Source organism: Pseudomonas sp. MWU15-20650 (assembly GCF_023242475.1).
Classification (GTDB): Bacteria; Pseudomonadota; Gammaproteobacteria; order Pseudomonadales; family Pseudomonadaceae; genus Aquipseudomonas.
In genome coordinates, this window is record NZ_JALJFG010000028.1 from 1 (window position 1) to 19,857 (window position 19,857).

General features: G+C 61.5%; 16 protein-coding genes and 1 pseudogene. 6 read left to right on the forward strand and 11 right to left on the reverse strand.

Annotated elements, in window-relative coordinates; all coding sequences use genetic code 11:
- Window positions 1–226 precede the first annotated feature (226 nt).
- Window positions 227–2,119: a penicillin-binding protein 2 gene (gene mrdA, locus M5B43_RS19380; RefSeq protein ID WP_248751614.1), complete on the forward strand. Its 1,893-nt coding sequence runs from the start codon at window positions 227–229 to the stop codon at window positions 2,117–2,119.
- A gap of 1 nt (window position 2,120) precedes the next feature.
- On the opposite strand, the gene M5B43_RS19385 is transcribed toward mrdA, so the two are convergent.
- A complete protein-coding gene (locus tag M5B43_RS19385; protein ID WP_248751615.1) occupies window positions 2,121–2,522 on the reverse strand; it encodes a GFA family protein in 402 nt (133 codons plus the stop codon).
- A gap of 97 nt (window positions 2,523–2,619) precedes the next feature.
- Here M5B43_RS19385 and M5B43_RS19390 point away from each other — a divergent pair, with 97 nt between their 5' ends.
- From M5B43_RS19390 to M5B43_RS19410, 5 genes and pseudogenes are all read left to right on the forward strand, one after another.
- On the forward strand, window positions 2,620–3,087 hold the full coding sequence (locus M5B43_RS19390) for an SRPBCC family protein (RefSeq protein ID WP_248751616.1): 468 nt from the start codon (window positions 2,620–2,622) through the stop codon (window positions 3,085–3,087).
- A gap of 284 nt (window positions 3,088–3,371) precedes the next feature.
- On the forward strand, window positions 3,372–5,729 hold the full coding sequence (locus M5B43_RS19395) for a DNA polymerase II (RefSeq protein WP_248751617.1): 2,358 nt from the start codon (window positions 3,372–3,374) through the stop codon (window positions 5,727–5,729).
- A 112-nt stretch (window positions 5,730–5,841) separates the two neighbouring features.
- A pseudogene (locus M5B43_RS19400) lies at window positions 5,842–5,961 on the forward strand (GNAT family protein); the annotation flags it as partial.
- 19 nt (window positions 5,962–5,980) lie between these two features.
- Window positions 5,981–6,613 carry a glutathione S-transferase gene (locus M5B43_RS19405; RefSeq protein ID WP_248751618.1) on the forward strand — a complete coding sequence of 211 codons (633 nt, stop codon included), beginning with the start codon at window positions 5,981–5,983 and terminating at the stop codon, window positions 6,611–6,613.
- 154 nt (window positions 6,614–6,767) lie between these two features.
- Complete coding sequence (locus M5B43_RS19410) at window positions 6,768–7,352, forward strand: DUF4174 domain-containing protein (protein ID WP_248751619.1); 585 nt, start codon at window positions 6,768–6,770, stop codon at window positions 7,350–7,352.
- 35 nt (window positions 7,353–7,387) lie between these two features.
- Here M5B43_RS19410 and M5B43_RS19415 read toward each other — a convergent pair whose 3' ends face one another.
- From M5B43_RS19415 to M5B43_RS19460, 10 genes are read right to left on the reverse strand one after another with little or no spacing between them, the layout of a single operon-like run.
- On the reverse strand, window positions 7,388–8,422 hold the full coding sequence (locus tag M5B43_RS19415) for an acyltransferase family protein (protein ID WP_248751680.1): 1,035 nt from the start codon (window positions 8,420–8,422) through the stop codon (window positions 7,388–7,390).
- 43 nt (window positions 8,423–8,465) lie between these two features.
- A complete protein-coding gene (locus tag M5B43_RS19420) occupies window positions 8,466–9,875 on the reverse strand; it encodes a lipid II flippase MurJ (RefSeq protein WP_248751620.1) in 1,410 nt (469 codons plus the stop codon).
- Window positions 9,875–11,308, reverse strand: coding sequence for an O-antigen ligase family protein (locus M5B43_RS19425; protein WP_248751621.1), 1,434 nt, complete (start codon window positions 11,306–11,308; stop codon window positions 9,875–9,877). The genes M5B43_RS19420 and M5B43_RS19425 overlap by 1 nt, the downstream gene beginning before the upstream one ends.
- The gene (locus M5B43_RS19430) at window positions 11,305–12,408 is read right to left on the reverse strand and encodes a glycosyltransferase family 1 protein (protein ID WP_248751622.1); all 1,104 of its coding nucleotides are present in this window, start codon (window positions 12,406–12,408) and stop codon (window positions 11,305–11,307) included. Before M5B43_RS19430 ends, M5B43_RS19425 begins: the two co-directional genes overlap by 4 nt.
- Window positions 12,399–13,616 carry a glycosyltransferase family 4 protein gene (locus tag M5B43_RS19435; RefSeq protein ID WP_248751623.1) on the reverse strand — a complete coding sequence of 406 codons (1,218 nt, stop codon included), beginning with the start codon at window positions 13,614–13,616 and terminating at the stop codon, window positions 12,399–12,401. Before M5B43_RS19435 ends, M5B43_RS19430 begins: the two co-directional genes overlap by 10 nt.
- Window positions 13,617–13,624: 8 nt before the next feature.
- Complete coding sequence (locus tag M5B43_RS19440) at window positions 13,625–14,953, reverse strand: cellulase family glycosylhydrolase (protein WP_248751624.1); 1,329 nt, start codon at window positions 14,951–14,953, stop codon at window positions 13,625–13,627.
- Window positions 14,943–16,133 carry a glycosyltransferase gene (locus M5B43_RS19445; protein WP_248751625.1) on the reverse strand — a complete coding sequence of 397 codons (1,191 nt, stop codon included), beginning with the start codon at window positions 16,131–16,133 and terminating at the stop codon, window positions 14,943–14,945. Before M5B43_RS19445 ends, M5B43_RS19440 begins: the two co-directional genes overlap by 11 nt.
- Window positions 16,133–18,124 carry an exopolysaccharide transport family protein gene (locus tag M5B43_RS19450; RefSeq protein ID WP_248751626.1) on the reverse strand — a complete coding sequence of 664 codons (1,992 nt, stop codon included), beginning with the start codon at window positions 18,122–18,124 and terminating at the stop codon, window positions 16,133–16,135. The genes M5B43_RS19445 and M5B43_RS19450 overlap by 1 nt, the downstream gene beginning before the upstream one ends.
- A gap of 14 nt (window positions 18,125–18,138) precedes the next feature.
- Window positions 18,139–18,915, reverse strand: a complete 777-nt coding sequence (locus tag M5B43_RS19455) for a polysaccharide biosynthesis/export family protein (protein WP_248751627.1) — start codon at window positions 18,913–18,915, stop codon at window positions 18,139–18,141.
- Window positions 18,916–18,944: 29 nt separating this feature from the next.
- Window positions 18,945–19,856 carry a glycosyltransferase family 2 protein gene (locus M5B43_RS19460; protein ID WP_248751628.1) on the reverse strand — a complete coding sequence of 304 codons (912 nt, stop codon included), beginning with the start codon at window positions 19,854–19,856 and terminating at the stop codon, window positions 18,945–18,947.
- Window position 19,857 lies beyond the last annotated feature (1 nt).

Here is a 19,857-nt window from a genome sequence, read left to right on the forward strand (position 1 = left end):
TTTTATGGAGCGCTTACCCTTGTTCAAGTTGCCAGGCATCTATGCTTTCGGTTCGGACGCTTTTCTGAAGCCTCAACCCGCCCTGTTCTGACAAAACGGCATGCCGTTGGGGAAATCGATGCAAAGTGTTTCTGCATTTTTGGTATGGTGCAGCACATTTTCACAAGGATTGATCTTTTACCCGCAGGATGCGGTGTCGACCTTCTTCAACCGAGATGCTGTAGAAATGCCTGAACCGATACCGATCAAGGATCACGAAAAAGAAAACCGCCTGGTCAACAAGCGCCTGCTCGCCTGCGCGCTGCTGGTGATTGGCATCACCTGTGCTTTGGTGGGCCGTCTGTATTTCCTGCAGGTAGTGCAGTACGACTATCACTCCACTATTTCCGAAAACAACCGGGTCCACGTGCTGCCAATCACGCCGACTCGTGGTTTGATTTATGATCGAAACGGCGTAGTGCTGGCCGACAACCGCCCCAGTTACAACCTGACCATTACTCGTGAGCGCACCACCGACCTCAAGGGTGAGCTGGACGCTATCGTCAATCTGCTGCACTTGCCTGCTGAAGACCGGGCCGTGTTTGACAAGGCCCTTAAGCAGGCTCGCCATCCGTTCGTCCCGGTGACGTTGTTCTACGAGCTGACCGAAGAGCAGATCGCCGTTTTGGCCGTCAATGAGTTCCGTCTACCAGGCGTGGACGTCGAACCACAATTCGTCCGCCACTACCCGTTGGGCGCGCACTTTGCCCACTCCATCGGCTATGTCGGGCGAATTAACGAAAAAGAATCCAAAGCCCTCGATTCGGTAGAGTACCGCGGTACCCAATCTATTGGTAAAACCGGTATCGAGCGCTTTTACGAGTCTGAACTGCACGGCCATGTGGGTTATGAAGAAGTCGAGACCAACGCTCAGGGGCGTGTATTGCGGGTGCTCAAGCACACCGACCCGATTCCTGGCAAAAACATCGTCCTGAGCCTGGACGTCAAGCTTCAGGAGGCGGCTGAGGACGCCCTGGGTGATCGCCGAGGTTCGGTGGTTGCCTTGGATCCGCAAACCGGTGAAGTCCTGGCCATGGTCAGCAAGCCGAGTTTCGACCCGAACCTGTTCGTGACCGGTATCAGCTTCAAGGAATACGCAGCCCTACACGACTCGATTGACCGCCCCCTGTTCAACCGCGTGCTACGTGGGCTCTATGCGCCGGGCTCAACCATCAAGCCAGAGGTGGCCATCGCGGGGCTCGACAGTGGTGTTGTCACCGCACAAACCCGGGTATTCGACCCGGGCTACTACCAACTGCCGGATTTTGACCACAAGTACCGCAACTGGAATCACAGCGGCGACGGCTGGGTGGACATGGATGCCGCTATCATGCGCTCCAACGACACCTACTTTTACGACTTGGCCCACAAGCTCGGCATCGACCGCCTGCACGATTACCTGGCTGAGTTCGGCCTCGGTCAAAAGGTGTCCCTGGACATGTTCGAAGAGTCCGCCGGCCTCATGCCATCCCAGGCCTGGAAACGCGCGACACGGCGTCAACCCTGGTTCCCAGGCGAAACCGTGATCCTCGGTATTGGCCAGGGCTATATGCAGGTGACGCCGTTGCAACTGGCCCAGGCCACCGCATTGATCGCCAACAAAGGCGTGTGGAACCGGCCGCATTTAGCCAAGACGATTAATGGCGTGCCGCCAGTGGATGAGAACCCGATGCCTAACGTGGTTCTCAAGGACCCGCGCGATTGGGAGCAGGTCAACCACGGTATGCAACTCGTGATGCATGACCCGCGAGGCATCGCGCGGGCTGCGGCACAAGGCGCTCAATACCGTATTGCCGGCAAGAGTGGTACCGCACAAGTGGTGGCGATCAAGCAGGGTGAGCGCTACAACCGTAACAAGACGTTGGAGCGTCATCGAGACAACGCCTTGTTCGTCGGTTTTGCGCCTGCCGAACATCCGACAATCGTGATTTCGGTCATGATCGAAAACGGTGAAGCCGGTGGACGCGTGGCAGGCCCTGTGGTGCGACAGATCATGGACGCTTGGCTGCTCGATCAGGAGGGCCACCTGAAACCGCAATATGCGACGCCAGCCAAAGCGCCAGGTGACCCGCACGTCTAAGTCATACTTGCCACTCATCCCAATGCCCTACGCCTTCATAGGCCAGCCAGGGCACATCGTGGGCCGTCCAGATATGCGAGGTGGGCCTGACGCCCGGATCATCGTCCAGCGTCGCCACCCGCACTATCACATGCGGTTGATGCCCACGCTCCGCTATCAGGTGTGACCCGCAGCGTGAGCAGAAATGTCGTCGCTTGCCTGGCGAAGACTCAAAGGACGACAGTAACTCCTCACCTTGTATCCATCGGAAGTGCTCGCGCATCACCCCTGCTGTGGTGACAAACGCCGCCGCGTGGGCCTTGCGACAGCTGTCGCAGTGGCAGTGGCTGATGGGCATGTCCAGGTTGTCCACTTGATAGCGCACGCCTTTGCACAAGCAACTTCCGTTCAACGGGTCAGTCATAACCTATAACCGGGTCAAGGAGGGAGCATCATCATCGCGCACAACGGAAGGTTGCGCATTGGTCGATGTCACCTAATGTCAATGGAGGAGGTGACTTATGCACGTATTAGATCGCATCGAACGAAAAGTCCTGCTTAACGCACCGCGGCAACAGGTCTGGGAAGCACTCACCGATGCCGAGCAATTCGGTCGCTGGTTCGGTATCGCCCTCGAGGGCAAAAAATTTGTCGCAGGGGCAACCATCGAAGCGCCGATTACTTACCCAGGCTACGAGCATGTGGTGTGGAAGGCCAGGATCGAACGTGTCCTGCCGCAAACCCACTTTTCCTTCTGGTGGCACCCCTACGCGGTAGAGAAGGGGGTTGATTACGAGAAGGAAACACCGACCCTGGTGGAGTTCACCATTGAAGATCGTGCCCCAGGCATCCTGCTGAGGGTGGTGGAGTCTGGCTTTGACGCGGTGCCCGAGGCTCGACGCCAGAAGGCGTTCAAGATGAATTCCCGTGGCTGGGATGAGCAGATGAGCAATATCGAAACCTATCTGAGCCAGGCCCGTCGAGCCTGAGCGAATGGGCATCCGTGCCGATGCCCATCCAAATGGCTGTCAGCTTTCGTGTGCCGTGGTGATTGACGGTCGACCTTGAGATCTCTGAGCCCGGCGCGGACCTACGGTTGTTCAACGTTCGGCACTTTCGTGACGACGCTTGGATTCTTCAGGGGGATCTGGGTCAATGATGTGCACGACGCTGACGGCCACAGGGCAGCGCTCTCAGTTTTAGAAACTCATCTGCTATTGGCCGGATGCCGAGTAGAATCACGCCCTGAAAGCGATTCCTGAGGTGCGGTACGGTGGATTTACAGCAGGGTTTTGTCCTGACCCGGCATTGGCGCGACACTGCGGCGGGCACGCAAGTCAGTTTCTGGCTGGCGACCGACCAAGGGCCCCAGTGTATTCGTCTACCTGCGCAAACCTCGGTGATGTTTATCCCCGAGGCCCATCGCAAGCCGCTGGATTGGTTGCTCAAGGACGAGCGCGATATCGAACTGCGCCCTTTACAGTTGTGCGATTTTCAGCATCGCAAGGTACTGGGCCTCTACGCCCGCCAGCATCGCCAGTTGATGGATATCGAGAAGCGCCTGCGCGCCGCCGGTGTCGATGTCTACGAAGGCGACGTACGCCCGCCCGAGCGCTACATGATGGAGCGCTTTATCACGGCCCCCGTGTGGTTCGGCGGCACACCCGACGCGAGCGGCCAATTGCTCGACGCTCAGATGAAACCCGCGCCTGACTACCGACCACCGCTGAAGCTGGTGTCCCTGGACATCGAGACGACTGCCCAGGGCGATCTCTATTCCATCGCCCTTGAAGGCTGCGGCGAGCGCCAGGTGTACATGCTCGGCCCGCCGAACAAGACCGATGCAGTGGACTTCAAGCTCGACTACTGCGACACCCGCGCACAACTGCTCGAACGCCTCAACCAATGGCTGGCCACCCATGACCCCGATGCAATCATTGGTTGGAACCTGGTGCAGTTTGACCTACGCGTACTCCACGAACATGCCCAGCGCCTCAACGTGCCGCTATTGCTGGGGCGTGGTGGTGAAGCCATGGCCTGGCGCGAACACGGCAGCCGCAGTCACTACTTCGCGGCGGCGGCGGGAAGGCTGATCATCGACGGTATCGAGGCCCTGCGTTCCGCTACCTGGAGTTTCGAGTCCTTCAGCCTGGAAAACGTTGCGCAAACCTTGCTTGGCGAAGGCAAGGACATTTCAACGCCGTACCAGCGCATGGACGAAATCAACCGCATGTTCGCCGAGGACAAGCCTGCCCTGGCGCGCTACAACCTCAAGGACTGCGAGCTGGTCACGCGAATTTTCGAGAAGACCGAGCTGCTCAAGTTCCTGCTGGAACGGGCCAGTGTCACCGGGCTGCCGGCCGACCGCAATGGTGGCTCCGTCGCCGCATTCACCCACCTGTACATGCCGTTGATGCATCGCCAAGGCTTCGTCGCGCCAAACCTGGGCGACAAACCTCCTCAAGCCAGCCCTGGCGGGTTTGTCATGGACTCACGTCCCGGCCTCTACGAGTCGGTGCTGGTGCTGGACTACAAAAGCCTGTACCCGTCGATCATCCGCAGCTTCCTGATCGACCCCGTGGGTTTGATCGAAGGTCTCAAGCATCCCGACGACAGCGACTCGGTGGAAGGTTTTCGGGGCGCGCGTTTCTCCCGCACTCGCCACTGCTTGCCTTCGATTGTCACCCGCGTTTCCGAAGGTCGCGAACAGGCCAAACGCGAACACAATGCACCGCTGTCCCAAGCCCTGAAAATCATCATGAACGCCTTCTACGGCGTACTCGGCTCCAGCGGCTGCCGGTTTTTCGACACGCGCCTGGCATCCTCGATCACGATGCGTGGGCACCAGATCATGCGCCAGACCCGCGAGCTGGTTGAGGCCAAGGGTTACGAAGTGATCTACGGCGACACCGACTCCACGTTTGTCTGGCTCGGCAGTGCCCATTCCCAGGATGATGCCCGCCGTATCGGCCAAGCGCTGGTGCAGCATGTAAACGATTGGTGGCGCGCGCATCTGCACAGCGAGTACGGCCTGCAAAGTGCCCTGGAGCTGCAATACGAAACCCACTTCACTCGCTTCCTGATGCCGACCATTCGCGGGGCGGAGGAGGGCAGCAAAAAGCGCTACGCCGGTTTGGTCGTACGCGGTGATGGCAGTGAAGAGATGATCTACAAGGGCCTTGAAACCGTGCGCAGCGACTGGTCGCCGCTGGCCCGACAGTTCCAGCAGGAGCTCTACCAGCGCATCTTCCATCGCCAGCCTCACCAGGATTATGTACGCGATTACGTGCGTCGAACCTTGAGCGGCGAGCTTGACGATTTGCTGATCTACCGCAAGCGTCTACGTCGCCAATTGGGCGACTACGAACGTAACGTGCCGCCCCACGTACGCGCCGCACGCCTGGCAGACGAATACAACGACCGCCTGGGGCGCCCGCGCCAGTACCAGCGCGGTGGCTGGATCAGCTACGTCATCAGCGTGAACGGCCCGGAACCGTTGGAGGTACGGCAAGCGCCCATCGACTACGACCACTACGTCACCCGCCAATTGCAGCCGGTGGCCGACGCCATCCTGCCGTTCGTGAATGACGATTTCGGCACCCTGGTGGGTGGGCAGATGGGCCTGTTCTAAAACACTTGCCGAGGCACTGCCAGAGCCTGCACTCTTGGCCTCTGATGACTCCCTCAGACGGCGCTGCCTTCCATGACCCGACTTACCCTGACCGGCACCTCGGTCGAACTATACCGAGGCCAAGCTGCTGTTGCTGACTTACGCTTTCGAGGTACTCGATTGCGTGCGCGTGCAGTTCACCACCGATGAACTCAACGCAAAATCCCGCGCTGCCATCCTGCACCTGACTGCTGCGATAGGAGGAAACACCCATGTACACGCTCTATGGCACCGACGACTCCGGTTCCTGCATGATCGAAATTGCCCTGCAGCGGTGTGCGGTACCGTGGCATCGCGTGGACGCCAGTTCCTGGCAGGACGGCGAGGGCAGCGAGGCCCTCGCGCGCATCAACCCGCTCAAACAGATTCCCACGCTGGTCACCCCCGATGGCCAGGTGCTGACCGAAAGTGCGGCGATCCTGATCCACCTGGGCCTGGAATATCCCGACGCCGACCTGCTGGCCGGCAATCGCGCGCAGATTCTGCGTGGCTTGCTGTATATCGCCGCCAACTGCTATTCGGCGATCGGCATCATCGACTACCCGCAGCGCTGGCTGGGCAACGTGGATGAAGCGGTACAGGCGCAATTGGTCACCGGTACGCGGCGCTACCTGCACCAGGCATGGGGGGTGTTTGCCGACCAGTTTGCCGACCAGCTGTTGGGCCCCGACAACGTGCCGAATGCGCTGGGCCTGATGGCGGCGGCGGTGTCGCGCTGGGATGAGGCCCGTGAGGCATTGAGCGCTTTGGCACCAGGCTTTGCCCAGACGCTGGCGCAGGTAGACGCCGACCCCATCGTGGCGCCGGTGTTTGCCCGGCATTGGCCCGAGTGGAAGGTCTCGTAATCAGAAGAAACAATGCCCCTTGATCCCACTCAACCCCTTGCGTAGCGGGCGTCCTGGCCTACGCTTTCTCAAAGTGGTGTAGGAATCATCCTTGAATTTGACTGTCGCAGACATGAAACTCAAGAACCCTGCATGGAATTCAAAGGAGGTGCGCATGCTCATCCGGTCGCTGACCCTGGCTACCTTGATGGCTTTTACGGGGCCGCTGTTGGCCGCGGATGATATCAACCCGCTCAAGCAGGACGTGGGCAAGTCCCGTCCGCTGGTGGTTGTGGAGCTTGATTCCGGCAACCCCACCTTGGCCACGCTCAAGAAGCAACTGGCCGAGCCGGCCACCAAGCAGTCCTTTGAAGAACGCAACATGGTGTTCTACACCGTGTCTTTCGGCAGCATCGGTGCCGAAGGGGAAAAATTCGCCAAGGACGCCAAAGACAACAAGAAGCTCACGCCACCGGAAACCAACGCGCTGATCCGCGCCCTCAAGCTGGGCGCCGGCAGCGGCACCAAGGTGATCCTGATCGGTAAGGATGGTGAGAAGAAACTCGAGAAGACCGTGCCACCGGATAGCCTCGACCTGAAGGCGTTCTTCAGCGCCGTCGACCAGATGCCCCAGGCTGAAAAAGACCTCGCCGCTCCAGCGGAGCCGGAACCTGCGGCGGCCGCGCCCGCCAAGGGCACGAAAGCTGCCAAGGCCGCCAAGGCTGGCAGCAAGCCCGCCGCGCAACCGCTGGATGACTGAATCTGAGGGGAGCCGGGAGGCCGGCTCCCTTCATATCAGACCTTGGCCTGTTCCGGCGCTTTTTTACGTACTGGAAACGGAAAGTAGAAAAACCGCAAGAACGCTACCCGCTTGATCACTTCCCCGATCAGCAACGGCACTGCCACCCCCACCACAAAGCCAACACAAGCCGCCAGGAACGGATGCAGGCCCAGGCGCTCCATCAGGTCAAAGGTCTTGTGCTGGATTTCCCCGTGGAAGATCAACAGGATCAAGGTGGACTGGCCGATATAGGTCATCGCCCGCGTGACCCATGTCGACACCATCAGCACCCGCGCCAGGGCCCAGCACAGGTACACGCCGATCACCGCCAGCAAGCTGGTCCACAACCAGTGGTCGTAGCGCCGTTGCGCCAGGTCCATGGTGTCGTGGCTGTAGATGAACACCGCGGTGAACAGCACCACCGAAATCAACAGCGTCATCAGCGAGCCCTCATGCTTGCGCAACCAATCGCGCAACAGGTAGCCGTAGATGAAGTAGGTGCTGCTGATCAGTGTCACGTCGAGGCTGAAGGGGAGGCCGGGCAACGTCCAGTTTTGCCCGCCGACGGTCACCGGCACTTGCCAGAACCACGGCAGCATCCAGATGCCGACCAACAGTTGCACGCCTATCAGCAGGCAGCTCACCAGCAAGGGCAGCTTCAGGCGCTGGACCAGCCGCAGCATCAGCCAACTGAACAGAATCGCCACCCAGAAGTGCGGCAAGAACCACAGTGCCTGCCATGGGATGGTGTCCACCGAGGCGTACAACACACCGCCAACATCCGGCAGCAGTGCTTGCCCGCGGAGTACGTCCCGTATGAGCACATACACCAGCATGGTGAAGAAAAACGGTTTGAGCAGGCCGTCGGCCTTGCGTACCGCCATCTCCACAAACGGCTGTTCGGGCTTGAAGAACACCCCGGACAGGAAAAAGAACAACGGCAGCACGAACGACGCCAGGATCGGGTACATCAAGTCCAGCGATGTGGCGACGAACCAACTGTGGCCATACACGATAATCAGGATACCAATGCCTTTGGCGATATCCATTTGAATCCAACGATGCTTCACGTGACTACTCCAGATTGATCATTCATGCCTTGCGCCACGGCTTCAGCCACAGCCCCATGCCCAGTAACACCACGACGCCTGCCAGGGTGCTCAACCCCAGTTGCAGCCACACGCCCTCCATCCGGAACAGCAGCCCCGCCGCCAGCCCCATCAACAGCGCACTGAGCAACCATTGCCGGGCCCAGGGCAGGGCCGCGAGCAGCGACTGGCGCTGCATCAACAACAGTGCGGTGCAGATCACTCCCGCCAGCGCAGCCAGCGGAATGCCGGCCAGGCCAAACGCAAAGGGCAGGGCGCCCAGCAACAACACATTGACCAGGCTGCCGAGTAATTCACAGCGCAGCGGCTGGCGCGTATCACCGGCGGCATAGGCGTAGCGCGCAAGCAGAGCGTTCCAAGCGCCAAACACCAAGGGCACGGCGAACCAGGCCAGCAACAGCGGCAAGGGTGAGTCCGCCGATTGCTTGGGCAACAGCAACGCCACCAGGCTCGGTGCCGCGGCCACGAGGCCGACGCCGGCCGGTAGTGTCAGCACACTGGCGGTTTCCAGGCCGCGCTTGAGCAAGGCCAGGCGTTCATCGCCCTGGCGACGGCTCATCATGCCCAGCAGCACTTGGTTGAGGCTCATCAGCGCAATCAACGGCAGGTTCATCAGCTTGCGCGCGAGGTTGACCCACGTCACTGCGCCTTCACCCAGCAGTGACGCCACCAGCCGTTCGATCAACGCCAGGCCCTGGCTGGCACCGTTGCTCAACAACAGTGGACCGATGCGCTGGCCCAGCTCCCGAAGGGGCGCAAACGACCACTGCAAACGCCATGGCCGCCAGCCCTGGCGCCAGATCGACGGCAGCAGCGCCAGCGGCATCAACAGGCTCCCCGCCAGGCAGGCCAAGGCGAGGCTGTGGGGTTGGGTGGCCGTACCGGCCAGCGCGAGGTAAGTCACCGGCGGCAGGTTGAACAGCAGCGAGCCCAACCCCGCCAGCACAAAGCGTTCGCTGGCCTGCAACGGAATACTGAACAGCGCGTGCAGCATCAGCCCCGGTACGCACCAGGCCACGATCTGCAGGTTGCTGGCGGCAAGGGTCGTGGCGCCGGCGGCCAACCCGGGCCCCAGCAACTGCACCAGCCATGGTGACAACAGCGTCAGCAGCAGGCTGGTGGCCAGCGCAATCAGCATCAACGCCGGGAACAACACCGCCAGCCAATCCAGGCGCTCACCGTCCTTGCGTTGCAGATACAGCGGCAGGGCGGCGGCGCTCAACACGCCACCGGCCAACGACATGCGCAGCGCCTCGGGCAAAAACAGCGCGATCAAGAACGCATCACTGCGCTCGCCCGCGCCCCAGGCCGCCACCAGCAACCACTCGCGCGCGAACCCCAGGCACAGGCCCAGCAGGGTAGCCAGGGTCAGCCAAACGGCGGAGCCAAGCATCAGGGGCGTGCGCCATCAAGGATCGGCTTGCGAAAAGCCACGGCCTTGACCTGCGGCAGGCGCGCCGGGAACAACCGCCGCGCCTCCAGCACATTGATCCCCACCATCAGCCAGAACAGCGCCACCATCACCACGGCAAAACTGAAGTAGTGGTCAAACAAGCCACTGACCAGCGCCGAGAGAATCCCGGCAGTGCTGCCCAGCCACAGCGCATTGTCCTTGGTCAGCCGGATCGGGCCTTTTTCCGGGCGGGCCTCACGCCACCAGCGCACGGTCACGGCGATAAACAACAGCATGCCGACAACGCCGGTCTTATAGATGAAGTTCAGCCACAGGTTGGAGATCCCCAGCAAATGCGTGCCCGGCACGGGCGGGTCAACCTTGAAGCCAATGCCAAACGGATACGCCGCCACGGCTTGGGGGAACATACGGTACTCGTCAAAACGCACTTCGGTACTGGCGTTGTCCGACGAAAAAATCGTCGCCAAGCGCTCCTGCAGCGGCGGATAGGCCATCACCAACGTCACCGTCAGCGCCGCACCGATCATCAACAGGCGCCCGGTGTAGGGGACCCGGCGAGTGGCCATCCACATCAATACCAGCGCCAGGCTGACCATTGCGCCACGGCTACTGGCCAACAGCAACGCCGCCGCCCCCAGGCACGCCACGCTCAGGCCGAGCGCGCGCTTCCAGCCTTGCTCGGTCATGCCGAAGCAGAACGCCAAGGGTAGCAACAGCGCCATGATTCCGCCGATGGCATTCGGGTGCATCCACGGCGAACCCATGCGCGATGACATGGCCTCAAGGCCGAATTTCAAGGTGTCAAAGTTGCCGTAGTTGAGCAGCGCCAGGATCGGCGCAATGCCCGCCCCGGAGCGTGTGCGTACGAACACCGCAATCGACATCACCAGCATTGCCAGGGTGCCCAGCAGCAGCGCAATCACCAGGGCTTCACGGCGCTTGTAGTCCGCCAGCAGCTTGGCGGCCAGGAACACCCCCGACAGGTTCAACAACCAACGCAGCCAGTTGGCCACGCCACTGCTTTCAGCATGGATGCTGACCTGGCCGACGATAAATGGGAACACGGTGAACAGCATCAGCCACAACAGCATCTGGTCGGTGGGGCGCCGTGACAGGCTTGGCGTGTCGGGCAGGCGCGACAGAAAGCTGTGCCACACGACCGCACCCCAGGTCAGCGCCAGAATGGCCTCGCTCACTGTACTGCGGATCCCCAGGTTGAGGGTCGAGTACGGCATAAAGGTGGCGACCAGGGCGAACAGCAGCAGACCCCAGAATGGAAGGCGCAGGATGGTCACTGCCGCCGCCAGGCCGATCACGGCGAGAAATGCCTTGGCCGGTGACAGCATCAAGGCCAGTGCGCCAAACAGCAGGCCAAACAGGATCGCGACGAGGCTTGCCAGGGAGAGTCTCATTTCAATTCCTCGATCAATTCGGCCAGGCGCTGGCGATAGGCGTGGTGGTTAAAGCGGGCCGCCCATTGCCGGCGTTGTTCGGGTGAATCGTCGTCGGGCCGGTCACCCAGGCTCACCATCAGTTGCACCAACGCCGGGCCATCGGTGGGCGAAAAGCGCGGTGCCGATGGCGGGGTGATTTCATCCAGCGAGGTGCCGCTGGCCACGGCTACCGGGGTGCCGACGCTCAGCGCTTCAATCACGGGTAAGCCAAAGCCTTCAGCGTAAGACGGTTGCCACACACGTGACGCCTGACGATACAGCCCGTGCAGCTCTGCATCGGATACGCCACTCAACGCACGAATGCCCGGCAGCCGGCGCTGGCCTTCGGGCAAATGCTCGAGGCTGCCCACCAGCACCAACTCCGGCACGGCGGGCGATTGGTGGCGCGCCTGTTGCCAGGCTTCGACCAGAAACGGCACGTTCTTGCGCAATTCTCGGGTGCCTACCAGCAACCAGAAGCGCTCGGGCAATTGGCGGGCCGAGAGGTCCGCGGCCAAGTCAGTAAACCCATCGACCTGGTTGGGCAGCACGCGAATCTTGCCTGCCGCCTTGGGGAACAGCCGCGCGGTTTCATCGGCGCTGTACTGTGAGGGGGTCCACACGCGGTCGGCGCTGTGCACCGCGTAGGCAATCGAAAGGCGATCGCTGGTCTTGTAGATCAACGCCTTCAAACGGTTGGCGTGGTAATTGTTCAGGGTGATCTGGAACAGGTCATGCAGCAGCACCACGGTGCGCAAGCCCTTGGGCTTGGGCGGTAACGGCAAGCCCATATTGAAGGTGCTGATGTACAGGTCGATGTGCTGCTCTCGCAGGGCGCGCGGCAAAAAGCCGGCCTCGAAACGCACGCGGTTCTGCGGCTGGTGCATCGCGGTCTTCGCGCAACCCCAGGCCGGGCAGTGCGCCTGCAAGCGCGTTTCGTCGCCCAGGGGCGCGACGGTAAATCGCTCCAATTCGATACTCGGCAAGGCACGCAGGGCGCTTTCCAGCGCGTACACCTGGCGGCTGATACCCGATTGCGGCGAAGTGCCGACGGTGCGGTAATCCAGACCTACACGCATGCGGGCTCCTTTTGATTCAGGGGCGAGAGGTTGGCGTACACCTGCTCCAGTTGGCTGGCGGCCACACTCCAGTCGTGGGCCCGGCGTACATAGGCGCGACCGGCTTCACCCATGGGGGCGGCGGCTTCTGGACATTGCAGCAGGCGCACGACGGCGTCCGCCAGGCCAGTAGCCGTTTGCCCGCCGAGGTAGTCCAGGCCCTCGACCAGATCCAGGCCCGACACGCCCTGTTCGGTGCTGGCCAAGGGCAGGCCGGCCGCCAGGGCTTCCAGTACTTTGAGCTTGGAGCCGCCGCCATGGCGCAACGGGGCCAGAAACACCGAGCAGCTCGATTGCAAACTCAACAGGTTCGGCACAAAGCCTTGCCACTCGATGCGTGGGTCCTGCCAGCGTTCGCGCCAACTCCCGGGCATGCCGAAACCGCACACGCTCATGCGCGCATCCGGGCAGCGTTCCCAGACCTTGGGCAGGATTTCGTCCAGGGCCCACTCGATGGCATCCACATTGGGGGCATATTCATAGTTGCCGAGGAACAGGACACGGCGGCTTGCCGGATCAGGATGCGCGCCTGCAAAGTGATCGCAGTCCACCCCGTTAACCACGACGGGCACGGGTTTACCGGCAATCTTTTGCAAGACCTGCGCGTCGGTGTCGGTCACCGCAATCACTTGCGTCGCCTGGCGCATCACACGGCGCTCCCAGCGGGTGTAGCGCCATTGATCGTAGCGAATGAACGGCAGTGCCCAACGGGGCAAGCGATCGTAGGTGGCTGCGCCGAGTGCCGATTCAACGTTATGTTCGGTCAACACGAAGGGTTGGGATTTACGTATCAGCACGTCTTCATAAGGCTGGAAGGTGTAGCTGTGTTCGATCTGCACCACGTCCCAATGCTCGTTGAGCAACAGGTTGAACGTATCCTGCAGCGCACCCGACAGGCCGTTGACGCTGGCCAGCAACGGGTAGGGCGCCAATAGCCCAGCCACCAGCGTTTTCAAACTGCGCAGTGGGCGACGGGGCAAGATAATCAGTTGCTCAAGGAACGCCTCCAGCACCAGGCGATCGGTCAGCGACACCGGGTGTTTGTCATGCAACAGCAGAGTGATCCGGTGCCCACGCGCGGCCAGGCTGCGCAGCAGGTGGAACTGGCGCGTCTTGCCGCCGCTGGTAGCGGGCCAGGGCGAGTAGGGCAGGATCCATAAAATGCGCATGGCGGGCTTCAATCCCATAACAGAATTTGCAGGTTCGACTTGACCGGAACAGTCAACCCGTTGGCGTCATTCAGCGGGGTTTGCGTACCGCGCAGGGGGTCATACAGGGTCGCGCTGGTCAGGCCCGGCAAGTGCGCGTTTCCGCCCAGGGCCGACCAGAAAAACCACAGCTTGTGGCCATCGGCGCGGGTCCAGCCGATGCTGAACAGACCGTCGGGCAATTGGTCGGCGGCAGGTGGGTCGCCGGGGGTCAACTGCGGCCCACTGATGTCGAGGAAACGCTTCAAGGCGGTGTAGACCGGCTTGGGGTTGGCGTCGATGTCGAGCAAACCGTAGGACTGGTCACGCACACTGGCGCGCTGGTCGAGGTCGCTCAAGGTGAACAGGAAGATCTTGTCAAAATCCATCGCACTCATCAGTGCCACGCGACGTATTACGTAATCGGCCTGGCCTTGCAATGTAATGATGTCTTGCACTTCTTTTGGCCCGGTGTAGGTCGACCAGCCCCACTCTGTGCTCCACAGGGCCTGTGCGCCGTTGCTGCGCAGTTTCTGGTTGAGTTGGGTAGTCTTGTCGACAAAGTCCAGGTTGGCCGGGTCGTTGCCTTCGGGCAGTTGGGTGTAGGGATGGTAGGAAACCACCGTGTTCAGGTTGGCGAGACCCTGCGCATCAAGGGCGTCGAGCATGGTCTTGCCGTTGGGCATTTCGCTGAAAAAGGCCATGCCGGCCGCCACCACCGGCTTGCTCGGGTTCACCGCGCGCAGTGCGGCGGTCGTGACGTTCAACAGCGTGGCATAGCCTGCCGGATCAGCCACCGGGCGCCAGAAACCGAGCAAGTTGGGTTCATTCCACACCTGCCATGCGTCGACGCTGGGGTAGCGTTGGGACAGTAGCGCCATGCGGATGGCGAACACGTTCGGATCTTTGGGCGGGTACTGGTCCTGATAGGGCGCTCCCACCGGTGCGGTGGTGGCAAAGGGCGCCGAACCCACCAGGTAAAACACCGATTTGAGCTGGTTATCTTGCAGCTTGCCCACCAACTGATCCAGTGTGGCGACCTGGTACTGGTTCTCAGCCGGCTCCAGCCGATCCCAGTGCAAATCCAGGCGCACCCATTGCAGGCCCAGGTCCTTGAGGCGGTCGATCTGCATCTGGTAACGCTCAGGGCTGAACCACAGGAACTGCGCGTTCACCCCCAGGAAGTCTTTCCACACCACCACCTTGTTGCCCTTGAGCACGTGGTTCTCGGCGTCGGCCGGGCGCCCCCAGATAAAGGCGATCAGGCCGAGGGCCGCGACCAGCGCAAGGGTGGCGAAGTACGTGCGCTTACGCACCATAAGGGGCCCCCGCGATCGCCTGCTCAAAGAGCTGCTTGAACTTCTGCGCGGTCAGCGGCCACAAGCGTTCGCGGCCAATGGCGCTGGCGCGTTCGGCCCAGTCCCGGGCCAATGTCGGGGTGCGCGCCAGGCGCATCAATTGCTCGCTCAGCGCGGCCACATCACCTTGGGGATAGATCGCGCCGTTACCGCTGGCGACCTCTTCGGCAAACGCGCGCGCATCCGAAGTGATCGCCCCACGCCCGCACGCGGCCGCCCAGGACAATGCACCGCTGGTGCCGCGCTGGCGACCGAGCAGGCCGAGTTTTTTCGATTCACGATACGGCAGCACCATCACATGGTGCGCCTGGATCGTCTGGGCAATCTCGCTGGCCGGCAGGTTCAGCCGCCAGTCGATGGAGCCTGCCAGGCCGAGCTCGGCAATCTGGCTGTTCAGCTGCTCCAGGTAATTGCCGCCTGCGCCAAACGCCATTTCGGCGGCAGTGCCACCGGCCAGGGTCAGGCGCACACGGTCACGCAATTGGGGGGCTTGCTTGAAGACGGCGGCCAGGGCTTGCAACAGGTCTTCAATGCCTTTGCCACGGTAGATAAAACCGAAATACAGCAGGTGCAGCGTGTCCAGCGGCGGCAAAGGCGCCGGTGGGATATCCAGGTTGGCATGGTTGATCACGGCCACTTTGCCGGCGGGCAACTGCATGCGCAGGCTGAGGCAATCGGCACCCAGGCGGGTGAGCGTGACCAGCCGCGTCAGGCCCTGCGCCACATGGCGTTCTTCGCGCAGGGTCAAAGGGTCTGCCAGCACCACTGCCGCTTGGGGCAAAGGGCTGGGCAAACGTTCCAGCAGGTTGAGCGGGAAGGGCAGGTGCTCCCGTCGCCATACCATGCGCTCCGGGTCATGTACCGTAGCGGTCAACGGGAGTGTTGGGTAAGCGTGGCGCAATTGGCGCAACGCCAGGAACTCTCCCAGTCGCCCGCCGCCCAGTTCGGCGTGGACCAGGTCCACGCTCTGCCAGTCGAATGCGCCGATGGCCTGCTCGATCGCCGCGCTCGACCCCCCCGCGCCGTTCAACGGTGTCTCCACCGTCACGCCCAACTGCTCCAGCGCCATCTTGAAATGGTTCGCGTAATCGGCGATCCCATTTTTTTCCGGTGGCAAAGGGGCGAGCAGGGCGATGCGCATCAGAACGCCCCCCGGTATTTGGCGATGGTCTGCAGCACCTTGGCCGGCACTTCGAATTTACGGCGGTTGATGATGATGCCATCCACTTTGCCGAACGCGGTGTTGAGGATCGACAGCGCGTGTTCCACCACCGGCACCGTGCTCTTCTGGGCTTCCACTACCAGAGCGATCAGGTCGGCGCGCCGCAGGTTGATAAAGGCATCGCGGTTATCCAGCAGCGCCGAGGCATCCAACAGCACCACCTCGCCCGGTGCGGCAGGGGCGACACCGCCGACCCGCACGGTAATGCCATTTTCCTGCAGCAACTGGCGCAGTTGCTCGACCACAAAGCTCACCCCTTCACCGTGACGTGAGGAGGTCAGCCCGAGGGTCAGCCCACGGTCGTCGATGCGATCCAACTGCAACAAGCCGTACAGCCTGTAGATACTCGCATTGAACGCGTTGGTGCTTTGCGCGGTACTGGTGTCCAGTTCCGGCAGGGTGGTCCACAGCGGCAGGCCGAATTTGCGCTCCACCAGGCCGCCGTCATGGATACGCTGATCCAGCAAGTAGCACAGGTAGATCACCAGCAAACCGACGACGATGGCGAACGGGATGGCCAGCGCCAGCATCACCAGGGTTTTCGGGAAGACACGGCCTGGGTTGAGGGTGGCCTCTTCGATCACGGCGATATTGCTGATCTGACTCTTGTCCAGCTCACGGTCGATGCGGGACTTTTCCAGGTTGTCCACGTACAGCGCATAGTTACGCTCGGTGGCGCTGAGCTCACGGGAGAGGCGCGCCAGCTCCGGTTCAATCTCCAGGGCTTCCTTGCGTTGCGCTTCGAGGTTCACCAGTTGCTTCTGCTGCTGAACCAGTTGGGTGCGCAGTGCCAGGTTATTGCTGGACTCGTCCAGCAACACACGCTGCAGGTGAATTTCCAGGGTATTGGGCGCGCGGTTTTCCGAGCTCTGCACGGTGTTGCTTTCATTGGCGACCTGGGCCTGCATGGCGAGAATCGATGCATCCAGGGCTTTGACCGGCGGCGCATTGTCGGTGTAGGTGCGCATCATGTCGGCTTTTTCCAGCAGCTTCTGGTTCAGCAGGCGACGCAAATCCTGCTGCTGCGGGTTCAGCGCAATCTGGCGAACCGTGGTCACTTCCTTGGGCTGGGTCTTGAGCTGGTCGCGTGTGCTCTGCAGGGCGCTGTCGGAGGAAGCGATCAGGCGTGTGGTATTGAAGGTCTCACCGCGCAGCACGTTGATGCGCTCAGACAAGTCTTCCAGGCGATCGGTGATGCTTGCCGCGCCGATCTGGTTCAAGTGCGTGAGGATCTGTTCCTTGTAGCTCTTGATCTCGGTAGCGCTGTTGGCCACCTGGCCTTCATAGAAGGCATACAGGCTCTTGCGCCCCAGGGCTTGGGTGCGTTCGTTGATATAGGTCTCGACCCAACTCTTGACCACCGCCTGGGCGATTTCCGGGTCACTCCACTTGAAGCTGATGTCCATCACGGTGGAACCGGCTGCGTGGCTCACTTCGAAGTTCTTCTCCAGGCCCGCGGCCAGGCGCTCTACCGGTGTGGTTTTTTCAATGATGCCCACCGTTTCCAGCACTACACGCAGGCCGTCGAATACGGCGCCGACGCCGCTTTTGACGTAGTACTTGGTACGCTTCCAGAGGCCCTCCGGCGGCGGCATTTTGTCGATGACTTCCAGGTAATGCTCGGCCACTGCCCGCACAATAGGGCGGCCAGTCAGCAGGCGTTCCTCGTCGACAATCGGGTCGCGCTGGGTGCTGGGCATGACCAGCGCCTGGCGGTTGCTGATCTCGATCGGCAGCGTTGAATCACGCCCCGGCTTGACCAGCAGGCGCGCCGTGGACTCGTACTTGGCCGGCAGCAGGAAGGCGCCCAGCAGAATGATCACCAGCGCCGCAATGGCCGCCAGCTTGAATTCGTGCCGGAAAATGAAGAACAGGCGCAGAAGATCACGAAAAGAACGGATCTCGATCATGGGATGTCGCTCCTTTAGTTGGAACTGCCGCTGGTTCGGGTGTAGTTGTAGCCAACCCCGATCGATTTGGTGAACGGGATCAGTTGGTTCAAGTAGGTATCCACCCCTTGGATGCGCTCGCCCACGTTGGATTTGGGTACGAACACCACATCACCTCGTTGCAAGGGCACTTGTTTGCGCCCGTTGGGGCCGGTCTTGAGGTATTGGCTGAAGTCGAGGAAGTAGGCGCGGTAGTTGCCTTGGGCATCTTCGCGCAACAACGCAACCATGCTGGCGTTGCCCGATGGGTTTACCCCGCCGGCGCCGACAATGGCTTGTTCCAGGGTGTTGGCCGTGGCGATTTGCACCGCCGTCGGGTTATTCACCGCACCGCCGACGATCACCGAGTTGCCCGGTGCCTGGTTGATGTTCACCGTGACCCGTGGCTCGCGATACACCGGTGCGAGTTTGCTGCTCAGCTCGCTTGCCACCTCGGCCGGTGTGCGACGTGCCACCTGGATCGGCCCCAGGAACGGGTAGTTGATCTTGCCGTCGGTTTGCACCGTGTACAGCGTCAGCTCATAAATCGTGCTGACGTTGAACGCCGACAGGGTCGGCATCTCACCGGCATCGCGCACGATGCGCAACTGATCACCGACACGTATACGTTCCACGGCCGGTGGCAGTTGGGCCAGTTGGTCGAGGGCGCGTTTGCCTTCTGCGACGGTCTTGCCGTCAGGAGGGACGATGCGCGCGGGCGTATTGCAGGCGGCCAGGGCCATCATGGCCAGGACGAGCAGGGTTCGTTTCATCAAGGGGGACTTCCTGTAGGTCATGATGCTCACCTCCAATAACCGGGGAACATGCTGATGCGCCGCTTGAGGGCGGGGGGGAGCCGGCGTTCCAGATGGCCCAGCCGGTAGCCGAACAACTTGAACGCGCTGCGCACCAGGACTTCAGGTACGCGGTGCAATGCACCGGCTGCGCGCAATGCCGCGAGTTCAGCCAGTACATAGCGTTTACCTTCACCGCCGGCATCGCCAAAGGCTTGGCGAATCCACGGTTCGCGACCGTAGAACACACCAATATCGAAGTAGCGGTGAAACTCATCCATGAGTCGGTAATCGTGGGAGTGGTACACCCGCGCCGTGGCGGCATAGCGCACGTTGTAGCCTTCGAGCAGCATGCGCGCCGCGACGTAGGCGTCTTCGCTGCCGATCACATCGGCGGGGAAGCCACCCACGGCCTGCAAGGCGCTGCGCCGGTACACGCTAAACGAGTCGGAACTGAAACAGGTCTTGATCCCCAACTCGGGTGCGTCGGCCAGGCTCTTGCTGCGGCTCTGGGCCGGGTAATTGAAGTGGCGTGACTGGGCGCCCAGCACGCCGGCCCCCGGGTGTGGCAACTGCCGTCCATAGGCCACGCCATTGAGCGGGTCTTGCTGCAATTCGTCGAGCAGGTTGGCGAAGGTCTCGGGGCTTTCGGGAATCGCGTCCTGGGTCATGACGATCAGCGCGTCGCCGCTCACCTGTTCGCTGGCCCAGCGCCGAGTGCCACCGTGGTTGAAGTCGCGAGCGTCGATGACCTCGACCCGCGCGCCGAATTCGCGAAAGCGCGCCACGGTGTCATCGCTGGATGCGCTGTCGACCACCAGTGTCTCGTCCGGTTGCAAGGTTTGCATTTTCAGTGCGGGCAGCAGCCGCGCCAGGTGGCTGGACGCGTTGCGGGTCGGGATGATCAGCGAGCAGCGCATA